Origin of the sequence: Mucilaginibacter conchicola, from assembly GCF_003432115.1 — a bacterium.
Lineage (GTDB): Bacteria > Bacteroidota > Bacteroidia > Sphingobacteriales > Sphingobacteriaceae > Mucilaginibacter > Mucilaginibacter conchicola.
In genome coordinates, this window is sequence record NZ_QWDC01000003.1 from 803,741 (window position 1) to 817,171 (window position 13,431).

15 protein-coding genes are annotated in these 13,431 nt (G+C 47.3%); 9 read left to right on the forward strand and 6 right to left on the reverse strand.

Features of this window, described 5'->3' with window-relative positions; translation table 11 throughout:
• Positions 1-25 precede the first annotated feature (25 nt).
• Positions 26-631 (reverse strand): hypothetical protein, encoded by a 606-nt coding sequence (locus D0C36_RS20350; RefSeq protein ID WP_147322066.1) that lies wholly within the window; start codon positions 629-631, stop codon positions 26-28.
• Between D0C36_RS20350 and D0C36_RS20355 the strand changes: the two genes are divergently transcribed.
• Together D0C36_RS20355 and D0C36_RS25005 are read left to right on the forward strand one after the other, a co-directional pair.
• Positions 632-1,753 (forward strand): AI-2E family transporter, encoded by a 1,122-nt coding sequence (locus D0C36_RS20355; RefSeq protein WP_117393530.1) that lies wholly within the window; start codon positions 632-634, stop codon positions 1,751-1,753.
• Between the two features lie 83 nt (positions 1,754-1,836).
• Positions 1,837-2,079, forward strand: a complete 243-nt coding sequence (locus tag D0C36_RS25005; RefSeq protein WP_158557160.1) for a transcriptional repressor — start codon at positions 1,837-1,839, stop codon at positions 2,077-2,079.
• A gap of 844 nt (positions 2,080-2,923) precedes the next feature.
• Here the strand turns inward: D0C36_RS25005 and D0C36_RS20365 are convergent.
• The 4 genes from D0C36_RS20365 to D0C36_RS24830 form a co-directional block, all read right to left on the reverse strand.
• Positions 2,924-3,289: a helix-turn-helix domain-containing protein gene (locus D0C36_RS20365; protein WP_117393532.1), complete on the reverse strand. Its 366-nt coding sequence runs from the start codon at positions 3,287-3,289 to the stop codon at positions 2,924-2,926.
• Between the two features lie 173 nt (positions 3,290-3,462).
• On the reverse strand, positions 3,463-4,455 hold the full coding sequence (locus D0C36_RS20370; RefSeq protein WP_233524533.1) for a bestrophin family protein: 993 nt from the start codon (positions 4,453-4,455) through the stop codon (positions 3,463-3,465).
• 47 nt (positions 4,456-4,502) lie between these two features.
• Entirely contained in the window at positions 4,503-5,579 is a 1,077-nt protein-coding gene (locus tag D0C36_RS20375; RefSeq protein ID WP_233524534.1) for a hypothetical protein, read from the reverse strand.
• Positions 5,580-5,930, reverse strand: coding sequence for a hypothetical protein (locus tag D0C36_RS24830; protein WP_233524535.1), 351 nt, complete (start codon positions 5,928-5,930; stop codon positions 5,580-5,582).
• A gap of 634 nt (positions 5,931-6,564) precedes the next feature.
• Here D0C36_RS24830 and D0C36_RS20380 point away from each other — a divergent pair.
• The 3 genes from D0C36_RS20380 (at position 6,565) to D0C36_RS20390 (ending at position 9,141) form a co-directional block, all read left to right on the forward strand.
• A complete protein-coding gene (locus tag D0C36_RS20380; RefSeq protein WP_117393534.1) occupies positions 6,565-8,553 on the forward strand; it encodes an ATP-binding protein in 1,989 nt (662 codons plus the stop codon).
• A gap of 60 nt (positions 8,554-8,613) precedes the next feature.
• Entirely contained in the window at positions 8,614-8,802 is a 189-nt protein-coding gene (locus D0C36_RS25010; RefSeq protein WP_394339852.1) for a helix-turn-helix domain-containing protein, read from the forward strand.
• A gap of 84 nt (positions 8,803-8,886) precedes the next feature.
• Complete coding sequence (locus D0C36_RS20390) at positions 8,887-9,141, forward strand: helix-turn-helix domain-containing protein (protein ID WP_147322067.1); 255 nt, start codon at positions 8,887-8,889, stop codon at positions 9,139-9,141.
• Positions 9,142-9,445: 304 nt separating this feature from the next.
• Here the strand turns inward: D0C36_RS20390 and D0C36_RS20395 are convergent, their stop codons facing one another.
• The gene (locus D0C36_RS20395; protein WP_117393537.1) at positions 9,446-9,847 is read right to left on the reverse strand and encodes a hypothetical protein; all 402 of its coding nucleotides are present in this window, start codon (positions 9,845-9,847) and stop codon (positions 9,446-9,448) included.
• Positions 9,848-9,947: 100 nt separating this feature from the next.
• On the opposite strand from D0C36_RS20395, the gene D0C36_RS20400 reads away from it, so the two are divergent.
• From D0C36_RS20400 to D0C36_RS20415, 4 genes are all read left to right on the forward strand, one after another.
• Positions 9,948-10,382 carry a LexA family protein gene (locus tag D0C36_RS20400; RefSeq protein ID WP_117393538.1) on the forward strand — a complete coding sequence of 145 codons (435 nt, stop codon included), beginning with the start codon at positions 9,948-9,950 and terminating at the stop codon, positions 10,380-10,382.
• The gene (locus tag D0C36_RS20405; protein ID WP_117393539.1) at positions 10,366-11,619 is read left to right on the forward strand and encodes a Y-family DNA polymerase; all 1,254 of its coding nucleotides are present in this window, start codon (positions 10,366-10,368) and stop codon (positions 11,617-11,619) included. Before D0C36_RS20400 ends, D0C36_RS20405 begins: the two co-directional genes overlap by 17 nt.
• Positions 11,620-11,625: 6 nt before the next feature.
• Positions 11,626-12,057 (forward strand): hypothetical protein, encoded by a 432-nt coding sequence (locus D0C36_RS24420; RefSeq protein WP_147322068.1) that lies wholly within the window; start codon positions 11,626-11,628, stop codon positions 12,055-12,057.
• A 75-nt stretch (positions 12,058-12,132) separates the two neighbouring features.
• Positions 12,133-13,419, forward strand: coding sequence for a sensor histidine kinase (locus tag D0C36_RS20415; RefSeq protein WP_158557162.1), 1,287 nt, complete (start codon positions 12,133-12,135; stop codon positions 13,417-13,419).
• The last annotated feature ends 12 nt before the right edge of the window (positions 13,420-13,431 follow it).

Genomic DNA, 13,431 nt, shown 5'->3' on the forward strand with positions numbered 1-13,431 from the left:
GGTATATAAAGTGAGGTATATGGTTTCATATTATTGTATGATTCGATCTATGATGTGAAGTGGCCGATCGATCTAAGGAATTGTTGGCAAGACTATTACTGTCCGATACGTACACTGGATTTTGGCATCGAGAGTGGAGTGTCCTTGAACGAAATGCGCTCTTAATCTGATCCTTCGGAGATCCCCTTGCTGGGCATGGAGAATAAAAGTCGTCCAGGTTATCTTCATGCGCTGCTGAAACATGTCCCTTAAAAGCATTCATGTTTTGGTGCATCAGTGCGGCAAAAGCCGCGTCGAACTTAAGCAGCAAGCCGCTGATCTTTTTCAATTCGCTCCTGATCGCTACATCCCGCTCGAATTTGCCTTTCGGAAGTTGATTGTCGAGTTTTTCAAGGTTAGGCTGGTATACACGTTTCGCCTGTTCATACAGCTCCGCTAGTAAAGGACGTGGGGCAAAAGTTTCCAGATGGTCAAAAGGTTCGGCCGCCACCAGTTCCTTATCACCCGCAAAACCATGCCTGTTTGCAGCTAATAAAGGCAGATAAGCCGGGCATTTCAAAAATTCCTGCTGCTCGGTGTCCGAAAGGTGATCAAAAGTATACATAGTAACGGAAACAATAGTATCAGCCAAATGTTGGCTTTAAAAGATATCAGCTTGAACACAACAACCACATTATCCCGCGCCATTCAGTATTTATTTCTGTTATTTTTGATCTTGAGTGGGCTTTATTTTACGGCCGGCATACTCATGCCTGTCGCCCTGGCCGGCATTCTGGCCATGCTGTTCCTGCCCTTTAGCCGCTGGCTGGAGCAAAAAGGCATCAACCGTACGGTCGGCGCGGTCATCTGCATTGTCTTGCTGTTACTGACTATTGGTCTGCTCGTGTTTTTATTCAGCTGGCGGGTATCCAACTTACAGGCCAACGTGGAGCAGATCGAGCGCCAGGTTAGGCAATATACCGGGCAGTTGCAGCAACTGATCAGTGAACAATTTGGGGTTTCCAAACAGCAGCAGGAGCAGCTCTTGAAAAAACAGGGATCATCCGGTGCAGGTAACGCAGCTGGTATTATCGTTTCATTTGCCTCCGGAATCCTGGGTTCGCTGACAACCGCTGTGCTGGTTCTGATCTATGTTTTCCTGTTCATTAGTGCGAGAAAACATTTCAGGAATTTCATCCTGAAGCTGGTGAAACCAGCGGACGAGGCTAAAACGACCCGGATCATCAAAGAAGCCTCAGGTGCCGCCCAGAATTACGTATCCGGCCTGGCGAAGATGATACTCTGCTTGTGGGTCATGTACGGCATTGGTTTTTCAGTTGTCGGTGTGCAGAACGCCTTCTTTTTCGCCATCCTGTGTGGTACGCTGGAGATCGTGCCTTTTGTGGGCAATGTCACCGGTACAACGCTTACCGTTTTGATGGCCCTTGCCCAGGGCGGGGGCGGCGGCATGGTGCTGAGTGTACTGGTCACCTACGGGCTTGTACAATTTATCCAAAGTTACATCTTACAGCCGCTGGTAGTTGGTAAAGACGTAGACATTAATCCTTTCTTTTCCATTTTTGTCCTGGTCCTAGGCGAAGCGCTATGGGGCATTGGCGGAATGGTTTTAGCGATCCCGCTTTTAGGGATGTTAAAGATCGTTTTCGATCATATTGAAACTTTGAAACCTTACGGCTACCTCATCGGAAACGGAGATGAAAAGAAGCAAGATAAACCTTTGACCGCGAAAATAAAATCTTGGTTTAAACGGTAACGACATGGCTTGTCAGTTAGAAAAAGGAATGGTGTATTTAGATGCCCTTTACAAGACCAGGAAGTGATAAAAAAAATGATTCTATGCCGAATGATATAAATAAGTTGTACAAAACCCCGGATAATCAGGCTGAACTTCAGATCCTTGCCATGCTGAAAAAATCAGAAAAGGGCCTGGATGCCGAAGCAATCTATTTCCAGTTACGCGAGACTGGCCTGAGAATAAGCATATCCTCTGTTTACAGCAAACTCAAGAAGCTTGTTGGCACTAATATGGTCAGTAAGACTTCCAGCGAAGGGAGGTTTGTGTACGTAATTAATTCCTAAACCTCCGTTCAGGCGCTTCAGGATATTTTCCATCTGGACAATTTCATCGATTCCACACCTTGGTGATATCATCTGCCAGATCCTTTCTCTCCGGAACATTTATGTCCGCATGGTCGCCGGTCATGATGTCGATGCAGTGATGCGGATCATCCCGCGCAGATATGAAGGGGCGCCAGTGCCCGTTTGCCTATGCACCTTAATAAAGTTCTGTGCGAACACCACCACGCTTGAACGGATGATTTATAACTTATTACCCTTATTTGTATACATTTCCGGCATCATCAGTCAAATCAGCACCGCCATTAGCATGCTCATATACAATCGCAATAAACATGATTGACCTCATTCACGTTCAGATACATAACCCATCATCACGACAAAGGATATGAAAAGCATTAGCATGGATCGTGTAAGGTATTCTTTTTCATGGCGGGATCGGTCAATATAAAGCACCAATCCACCAACCCGTGCTGTGCGCGCCTCGTTTAACTATAAAAGGCAAAGGCTGTTATTTGCACCCTTCAAACCATTCGCATTTCTGCAATTTAATTACCGCAAAAGACGCGTCTTCCATGCAGGTTTTAAAATAAGGAAGGTGCATGATGAATAAGGAAGTAAAATGAAAATATGCTCTGACTAGTTAACGGATAATTTAAATCGGTCCTTTCAGGCAAAATCGCTATTCCACAGGAAGAATACTTAGCATAGGCCAAAGCGCTGAATAGGACTATAGGAGGAGCATCGCCGGCGAATGAACCGGTTGGTCTGGCTTTTAATGCTTTACAAATTTTTATTGGTGACGTTGGCGATGATCTTCTGGCTGGCTATTTAATACCTTCTGAATTCAGACCGGAATCTCTGTCAGCGGAATATCCGGCTGTCTGTCACCAGGATACAACGTTCGGACATTGGTCTGACGCTTGAAGCTTGTATATAATTCCTGGTAAATGACCGGACCGTCTGCCAGACGAAAGCTGACTTTTTTGATGTCCGAGGCAATCAATTCTTCAACGGCCACTTCCAGAATGTGGCAGATCTCCAGCAGTTTCGAGACAGTCAGTTTGCAGTTGCCGAGTTCGATCTTGGAATAGGAATTTTGGGAGATCTGCATCCGCATGGCCATATAGTCCTGGGTATAATTGCGATTCTCACGCAAGGCCCTTATGTTCATGACGACATCTGCTGCTTTCTTTGAATAATTGGTTTTCATGGCTGTTTGATGGATTTAATGTAATTACGCTAAACGGGTTGAACCGGTTTTAAAATAAGTAGAATCGGCTCCTCGTAGTTCCTCCGGGATAATCGGTGTGGTAAATCATCATTAGCGTTACCTTCTTTCAATTCTTAACAGACCTCCAGGCCGGAAGAAATTATAAGCTGTCCCTACATCAGATAAAACGTATCCGGCTGCCCCGGATGTTCGGGCTTGGGCAGGGAAGCCATCTCTGAGAGATTACGCTCGATTGTTGCAGACAAGGCATTCATCGGTGTATCTGTCGGTTTATTTTCGAATGGGTCCTGCATGAGTATCGCTGTCCTTTCAATGGCTATGAACAATACGGGTACTATCGTGGCCAGGCAAATTTCGATACCCCAGTGCTGGTCATCCAGTCCGAACGGAAAGATCGTGGTCAGCACATAGATCAAAAAATGGATCAGGACACTGTAAGCCCGCGGAAACACCGTGTTTTTAATGCGTTCACATTTGCCCATCGCATCGGTTAACCGCTGAAGGGTACTATCCAGCTGCACTTGCTTGTTTGCGTTCAGCTGGTAATCACGGCTTATCTGCGATAATCTTTCGGCATGCAGGGTCAGCAGCAGGTTCGGACGGTTGTCACTGTCTTTATTTTCTCCCTTCAGATATTGCTCCACTTTCTCTGACGGACATTTCCGCAAAGCTTCGGTCAGTGCGTAACACCAGACCGATTGCCTGACCGAAAACTCCTTCACGATGCCGGCCTTGCTGTCATCTTCAGGAAGAAACTGGATCAATTGCCTGATCAGTGTCCGGCTGTCGTTAACGATCGCCCCCCAAACCGTCCTGGCCTCCCACCAGCGCTCATAAGACTGTGCAGTCCGGAACGCAAGCAACAGGGATAACAGCGTACCGATCATTGCCGAAATGGAGAATGGTATGGACAGATCTTTAAAAAAAGAAAAGTAATCCATGGTGCCTGCCAGGCAAGCGTAAAGGAAGATCGCCAGAATGTCCCACTTGATAAGCTTAAGGAAGTAGATGATCGAGATCTGTTTGTTCAATAACATATAGCTGCCTGAATAGTGTTTTCCATAAAAATCAAAACAGGAACAATGAGTTTGCGGGAAAGTTTTGACAGGAAGGTTACCGGTATCCGGAACAAATGCTGCGTGCACTTATGCAGTTGAATTATGTGTTAAGTATTCGCATTCAGCCGTCGACGTTATGACCGGTCCGGACCGCTGCGCTTAAGCTTCCTGCTTTTGATGAACTGCTGCGTTTTTATATTTTCCCACATGATCAGCTTATCATCCATCCTGTAAAATGCCCTGATATCCCCATCCTGGGATACAACCAGCCCCAGGCTGCCGGGATGGCTCCAGCAATAAGCGATCATCGAGCGGTGACGGGTGCCGAAGTGTTTCGGATCGGTGGGCACCAAAGATTTAGTGGTCGCCGTTGCTGTGGGCGAGACGAAGATCTTTCTTGGTAATTTCCGTACTTTCAGGACGCCTCCGAACCCCCTGGACACCATGTCGGGCGAAAACGAGAGTACCCCATCCACGCAGGTCTGCGATGAAAGATAGGAAATACACCCTTTGATCTCATCTGCTATCCCTTGTTTGGCCATCAGCGACCGCGATTCCTCCAGGTACCAGTTTTTGGAGATCACCCGTTTTCCCGCAGCCAGCGATTCTTCGATCAGGTTCTCGGCGATGTAGTTCCGGATCACCTCCTTTGCATAGGCCGTTACCGCTTTCTTTAAACGGTCGTATACCACTTTGTATTTGATATCGGTATCCATTTCGGAACCCGTGATCAGGATAGCCCCCCCGTGATGATAGTTCTGGATACGAAGCAAAAGCCGGGAAAGCGTTTGTATCCACAGACCGTCTAAAAAAGTTTCCCAGTCCTCAAACGCCTCGCCGGGATGTGCTGATAAGAGGAAGGCTTTGATCTCTGTCTTAAGACTGGCCGCATTGGATTTTAATATTTTAGACACCGGTCCTATCGTAAATACGTCGACATACCGCGGGATCAGCACGTTCTGTTTCAGGGTTGCCAGCAGTTCGTAATCAAAAAGTACGTCCAACGTACCGATATCACTGATGGAAACCTGGAATAAACCCGGTTGCTCAGAGCCCGACTCTGATTCATAATTCAGGAAACTATGGTAATGCAGCGCCTGGTCGATCATTCCCCAGATGAACAACTTGCCGTCCGCGTCATAGTAAACGGCAAGCGAGGTACTGGAGGGGTCGGATGCCTTCGAAAGCTTTACCAGTTCCCGGATCGTCATTTAAATAGGGGTTCCGAAGGGATTGCTGCTCCATCTTTCTGGGACGATCTGCCTGGGTGGTTTCGGGTCAGGATCGGCCGGATCGATCAGCGTAACCGTGAGCCTTACCAGATCGCTTTCTTCCGTGCGCATGCTCGTAAAAAAAAGGCAGGTAAATAATGACTCGAGTATTCCCAGCGGAGGAATAAGCAGCGAGGTCCTGCTGTGTTCCAGCTTTTCCAGGACATGCAGCGCCAGATCTTTTGGTTGAGCGTTTTTCAAGGCCATTTCCGGTATAGATGAATTACGGTAATTATATACGAACAATCGATAATCCGGGATTGTTGACTGCGTCAGATAATTCTGCTTCATTATGCCGTTAGTAGCACCTAAAGTCAAAGTAATATAATCCAAGATTTTAAATTATTCTTTCAAGTAAACTCATCACCGAAAACGTATCTGTTTTCTGAACTGATCAATTTAATTTTGGCAAAGAGGCTGTTTACGAACACTAAAGTGTTTTGCCTAAGCTTTTTATTCATTTAAGCCATGACAACGTATCGTATAAATCTCTTAATTAAACGGACGATGGCTGAGAAATTATGAGATAAACAAAGGTTAAAGACGAAATCGGGCTTTATATTAATCATTTTAGCGGGTATCCCAAACGTGTATTTACCTTTTGATACAGAATAATTATTTTGCAAAATTCCCCCTGCTTCGGCGATGACTTGTTAGAAGTTTTCTTTCCGTTCTGAGTCGCAGGACATTTTATATAGATGCCGCCACTCGTCTTTTCCTTTAGCATTTATAGCGGAGGTATCAATCTTTTATATATAATCTGATATATTGGCACTTTATCATTTGATCGGCTGCATTCTAATTCGATTCATATCGGCGCATGCCCCAAGTAAAGATCGACGAAGAAGGGCATAACCTGACTTATCAAGCATAACAAACAAGGCCCTTAGTTATTTGTATCATCATTACTTATTATAAAGATATCATGCCGATAGCTCCAATACCGTCAACCGAGCAGGAAAGACTTAACGCCCTTTACTCATACAATATACTTGATACAGCTTCTGAAGAGGATTTTGATGAGCTGACCGGACTGGCCTCTGCCATTTGTAATACCCCCATCGCATTGATCAGCTTTGTTGATAAGCATCGTCAGTGGTTCAAGTCGCATAATGGGTTGGATGTTACGGAAACAGATCGTGCGATGTCATTTTGCGCTTATGCGATAAACGAGCCTACGGAAATTCTTGAAGTTGAAGATGCGGAGCAAGATCTGAGATTTTCTGACAACCCGCTGGTAACGGGAGATATGAACCTGACATTTTACGCCGGTGTACCTTTGGTCAACGCTGATGGCGCGGCACTCGGTTCTTTGTGTGTGATTAATTATGTTCCGCAGAAGTTAAATGATATGCAGCGTAAGGCTTTGAAAATACTAGCGAAACAGGTAATCGATAAGTTGGAGCTTAGACGAAAGCTTTTAGATGCTGAGACAACGGGACAGCGAATTTTGGAACTTAATAATCTGCTGTTATCTAAAGAACGAGAGGCTATACAGATTGTACAGCATGCGCCCAGTGCCATGGCTCTGCATGTTGGGGAAGCTATGACAATCCGTTTCGCCAACAAAAGGATGCTTGATGCATGGGGTAAGGATGAGAGCGTATTCGGCCAGGCTTTCCAAGAAGCTTTGCCGGAACTCTCAAAGCTTGACTTTCCGAGAACAATGCGCAAGGTTTACCAAAAAGGTATAATTTATGAGCAGAACGAAGCGCATATGCTCTACGAGCATAGAGGTGAAATCCGCGAGTTTTATTATAATTATGCTTTCACGCCATTGACCCGTAAGGATGGAACGGTGTGGGGAATTTTGAATACTGCTTTGGATGTTACACAAAGCGTGAAAGACAGGCTGGCAGTAGAACAGGCTGAAGAAGAATTAAGATTAGCCATACAATCAGCAGAATTGGGAACCTGGAAGATGAATATTGGGACACTGGAACTAACAGCTTCAAAAAGGTTCAAAGAACTTTTTGGATTTTATCCCGACGAAGAGATAACATATGAAGCTGTTATAGGCCAGGTGGAGGATGGATCACGGAATCTGGTCATAGAAAGCTTGGCAACGGCCATGAAGGAAGGTAAATCTTTCGATCTGGAATATCCAATTGTTGGCTTTCATGACGGGAAATTTCGTTGGGTCAGAACAACCGGCAAATTAGTTAAATCTATAAATGGAAGCCCGACGCAGTTTTCCGGTATAGTCGCGGATATTACGGAACGTAAACAGGATGAGCAACGAAAAAATGATTTCATTACTGTAGTTAGCCATGAGTTGAAAACACCTTTGACCTCTATGAAAGGTTATCTTCAGGTCATCGAGATGAAAGCCAGAAAAGTTTCCGCAGGCGATGTTGCAGAGATCGCAAAAAAGGCGCAGCGACAAACTGACCGTATGCAGGAAATGATTACGGGTTTTTTAGATGTTGCGAGAATAACGGAGGGCAAAATCCTGTTGAATCAATCTTCTTTTGACATAAATAGCATTCTTCAATCCGCTGAGGATGACGTGACTGTCACTGTTAAAAGTGGCCTGGTCAAGTTCACTCGTTGCGAACAGGTCTTTATCAACGGTGATAAAGGCAAGATAGAACAGGTTCTCTTGAACTTGGTCAACAACGCGATCAAATATTCTCCCCGCGAACCCATAATAACCGTATCCTGCATCAAAGAAGAAAATAATGCTGTCATTAGAGTTATTGACCGGGGCCTCGGAATCCATCCCGCCGATCTGCCTAACATTTTTGAACGGTTTTACAGGGTCGATCACAAAGATGTTAAAATGATAGCCGGATTTGGGATCGGACTTTATATCTGTAAAGAGATCATAGAGCGACACGGAGGAAGTATTGGCGTCAATAGTGTTTTAGGCGAAGGGTCCGAATTTTGGTTCAAACTGCCTATAGCAGTGTAGGTACTTTTTTAACGGAGAATCAATATTCTCCGGATATAGATTAGGCTTAAAAATTATTATATCAGGGTAAGGAAAAATATTTCACAAAGTGATGTTGCTGAAGTGTTGGGTATATCGCAAAATGCCTATTCAAAGCTGGAAAGAGGGCATACAAGGCTTCAAATGGAAACAATCTTTTTGATCATCAAGGTGTTAAACGTTCCGTTAATGCAACTGATAGACATTACTATTCCTGAATCTTCTAAATGAGGGTAAATTTATCTGTTGAGTAGGGTGTTTTTCCCCCAACCCGGAACCGCTTTTTAACGTTTAAATGATTAAATGGTACTGATCATGGAAAAATTGAATAGTGGATCAAATCAGCGTTCCAGATTGTTTATGAGCAAACTTTTAAACGCGCTTATCAGGGAACGTACAAGGAAAAATATTACCCCCGATATGATCGCTTCACATTTAGGATATGATGCCGGAGAATATGTCCGGATCGAAAAGGGAGAGCAGCCATTATATCTTTCTGATTTTTTCAATATATGTGATTTGATGTGCGAAGATCCACGCGAAATAATCAGAGATCTTGCAAAAGATTAATGCAAGCTATATGTTCAGTTTTCTGATAATGATTTGACCTGCCCTAAACGCGATGCAGCTGGCAGGTGCGACGAGTACAGGCGAATACATGCAATTTGAGTAATATTCTATCTTTGTCTTGCCACTTTATGAGTGATTAAAACATTAGTTCCCGCAATGCTGGAAACGAAATCAATGAATCATACAATTCCTGATATATTGATAATCATTTTTTTATAAAGGATTTTATTCCCTGATGAAATGCTCCAGCAGGCGGTCGCTTTCCGCCAGACTGGTCAGCTCCGGCCGGTATGCCAGCAAATGCTCAGGCAGCCCTTTCGTCTGCCCCGAAGCCGCGAAGAGCGTTAACTGCTCGGTCATGATCATCATCCTTTAAAAAGCCTGTTCCGTACAGGCGGACCGCTTCCTCTCCGTAAAGCGACGAGTCCGCCGGCACTTCTTTGACGTACAACTCCGTGTCCAGCAAAACCCCGAAATAAAAATCTGCAACCGCCTTCAGCGCTTCCAGACCGGGATCACTTAAAGCCTCAAACAACATGACCCGTGCCGGCACAAAACCACCGCTGATGATATATTCCGTTACCAGCAGGTAGGGTTTACCCGCCGGAACACCGGCGCGTTTCTTCTCCCTAACAACGACCTTTAAACCCGATTCCGTGACAGAGATGATCTCCGCCCCGTTTTCCCTTGACACCTCATATCCCATACCGTCCAAATTTTGCGTTTACAAATTTATGCTAAAAATATTAGCATTTCCAAAACCCAAATCATAATTTTGTTGTCCCGTATATAAAAGGATCAAAGGGATGCTGAGACAAAGACGACAAAGAGAAAAAAGAGATGTGCTGGGTTTCCGTCTGCCGATGCTCACGCACGAGGAACCCGAGCTGGATATCACCGAGATCACGGTCATGGATCCGGATAATACCTTTTTTATGCGTATGGGCAGCGATGCCTTAAAGGACCATTGTATCCTGAAAGATCATATTCTGGTCATTGACCGGACGCTGACGCCCGTTCCCGGCAGCATTGTCGTTTTTTATCATGAAGGCGGTTTCTATACCAGGGAATACCAACCCCAACATGATAAACTTCTCCTCAAAGCAGACCATGACGCTAACAGCATCACCATAGAAGACAGCCAGGAATGGACCTGTTGGGGCGTGGTCATGCTGACGCTCAACCCCGTATTACAGCCACAACACAGAACAGGGAGGTACGGCCGTGTATGCGCATGTTGATATCAATAACTGCTACGTCAGCTGCGAGCGCCTGTTCAACCCGGAACTTGAAGGCAAAGTGGTCGTCGTGCTATCCAACAACGACGGCTGCGTGATCGCGCGCAGCAACGAGGCCAAAGCGGTCGGCATCAAAATGGCCGACGCCGAGTTCATGGTACGCAAACTCCTCCAGGAAAATAAAGCCCGGATCTTCAGCAGCAATTATGCGCTTTATGCGGACATGAGCGCCAGGCTGATGAACAACCTCGCCCGCTATACCTATACGCTCATGGTTTACAGCATCGATGAAGCCTTCCTGGCGCTAAGCGAGATCCACAGCCTGGACCCAGACCAGCACGCCAGAACGATCAGCGAAAACGTCATGAAACATACCGGGCTGCCAATCACCGTCGGGATCGGCCCGACCATGGCCCTGGCCAAACTGGCCAACAAAGCCGCCAAAAAACAAAAGCTTGCTTATTTCGTGCTGGATACCGAAAGCAAAATTGAAAACACCATCAGGAATTTTCCGATAGAGGATGTCTGGGGTATCGGGCATGCCTATTACGATAAACTCAAAGCATACGGTATAAAAACCGCCCATGACTTCCGGGAACTCAAAGCCGACTTCGTCCGCCAGGAGATGACCGTACAGGGCTGGCGCCTTCACCAGGAACTCTGGGGTAAGCCCTGCAATGTGATCAAAGACGTTGCCGACCGCTCCAAGGGCATCGAAAGCAGCCAGAGTTTTAACAGCTACCAGACGGAATTGGCGCCGATCGAAGAAGCCATCGCCATGCATGCCGCGACCGTTGCCCTCAAGCTCCGCCAGCAAAAAAGCATGTCCATGCAGCTGACCATTTATTTGCGTACCAATAAACACAATGTTAAACACGACCAGCATTATCCCAGCCTGACGGTAAAAGTATCATTCGCCGCCAACAGTACGCACCAATTGACGCTCGTCGCCGTACAGGCAGCAAGAGCCATCTTCCAGCCGGGTTACCATTACCTTAAAGCAGGCGTTCGGGCGACCGGGATCATCCCGGAAGGGGAAGTGCAGTTCAATTTGTTTAACACTTATGAGCACAGCCGCGAGCAAAAACTCTCGGAACTGATGGACGGGCTGAACAGCCGTTACGGCAGGGGGACCCTCAGGTTAGCCGCGGACAGTTTCGAGCGCAAGTGGGCGATGAAGCAGGAGTTCCTCAGCAAGCAGTACACCACGGACTGGAAACATATCGTAACGACCAGTTAAACCATCATGAGCCAGTATTCGACGGTCAGAACATACGCATTGTTAAAGCAGGCACTGATGGACTGGGTGTGGAACAATCCCAGGCTGCTTCACCAGATCACGCGGCGTAACCTGGAATATCTTTTCGAATTTGACCCGCAGCGCGGCCTGTCGGTCGATTTGCGCCGCTTCGAGCCCGCCTACTATAAAGCCGTATTCTACCCGCCCGCAGAAAAGAAAATGCATATCGATGAGTTCGTACGCAAATGCTGTATCGTGATCCGAAGCAACCTCGGCAAAGCAGGCAAACCGGAGCTGAATCTCACGATCACCGTCCGGCACATGATCTCCGAGGTCAGCCACTGGCATACCTTTTATCTCGATCCCGCGCAGGATCCAGGCAAACCGGTGACGCTCGTTAGGAAAGAAACGGACTGGCATTACCGCTTTGAACCCTGAAGCCAGCGGCCGCCGGTAAAATAACAAACCGTTGTCTGATGAAAACAAAGGGCCGGAATATCCGTAAATATGACAATGAGAATCCGCCTGATGATATGTGTGCTTTTGTTCATGCTTGCCTCTGCCTGCAGAGGCAATGACGGTGCGCCTGCGGACACCGCCCGCGCCGGACTGCACCGCAGGCTCAGCGATTCAGCCGAGCGGTTCGCCGGGCAACACGATACCGCCAAAGCGATCGCGTACCATAAGCGTGCGCTGAAGCATGCCCGCCGGCACCTGCTGGCAGAACATGAAGCCCGCTCGCTGATCCGCATCGCCGTGCTGCTGAAAGAGCAGGACAGCAGCGAAAGTCTCACTTATCTTGACAGCGCCCTGCGCATCGCCAGGCAGCTTGACCGTGCCGACCTGCTGGCGGACATCATGAAGGCGAGCAGCGCGGTTTATAAGCAACGCAGAAATTACCAGGAAGCACTTTCCGCCCTGGAAGCCCATCAGCAGCTGCTGAACAAATTATTCGAAAACAATAAACGCAAAGATCAGGCCCGGCTGCTTGCCGAAGAAAGGCGTAAACGGGAACTGCTTTTGTTCATTTTTATCAGCGTGTCACTTGCCTTGCTCACCCTGACCTTCGGTATGTATTACCGCAGGCTCAGGCGACTGAACAAAGCCCTGCTCAAATCGAACCGGATCAAGGATACCCTTTTCTCCATTATCGGGCATGACCTGCGCGGCCCCGCGGGAAATATCATGCAGGCCCTGGACATGCTGGGGACCGGCCTGCTGGATGCGTCCGAAGAAAAAGAAGTGACCGGCCTGCTCAGGGAACAAAGCCGCTCTTTTAACGAGACGCTCAATACCCTGCTCAACTGGTCGACCGCCCAGTTAAAAGGCGCCCGGCCCCAGGTCGCCTTCGTTAACGCGATGAGCGCTATCCAGCGCTCGCTTGACCTGCTCAGGGCACAGGCCGCCGCCAAGAACATTGAGATCAGCGCAACGGCAGAAAATCCGCTTGCCGTGCTGGCAGACACCGATCAGCTCGATTTTGTTGTCCGCAACCTGATCAGCAACGCTATTAAGTTCTCTTATCCCGGCGGAAAGATACAGATCCGCACAGAAAAGAAAGACCATACCGGTCTGATCGCCGTTCATGATGAGGGTAAGGGTATCCCCGCGGAGAAACAGGCCGAACTTTTCTCAGAGGGGCAACTCAGCAGCACCTATGGCACGAAAGGCGAGAAGGGTACAGGGCTCGGCCTGATGCTTTCCTGGGATTTCATCCGCGCCAATCACGGGCGGATCTGGTGCGAGAGCAGGGAAGGGGACGGCACAACCTTCTTTATCAGCCTGCCGCTGGCCATATGAGAAAACAGCCTG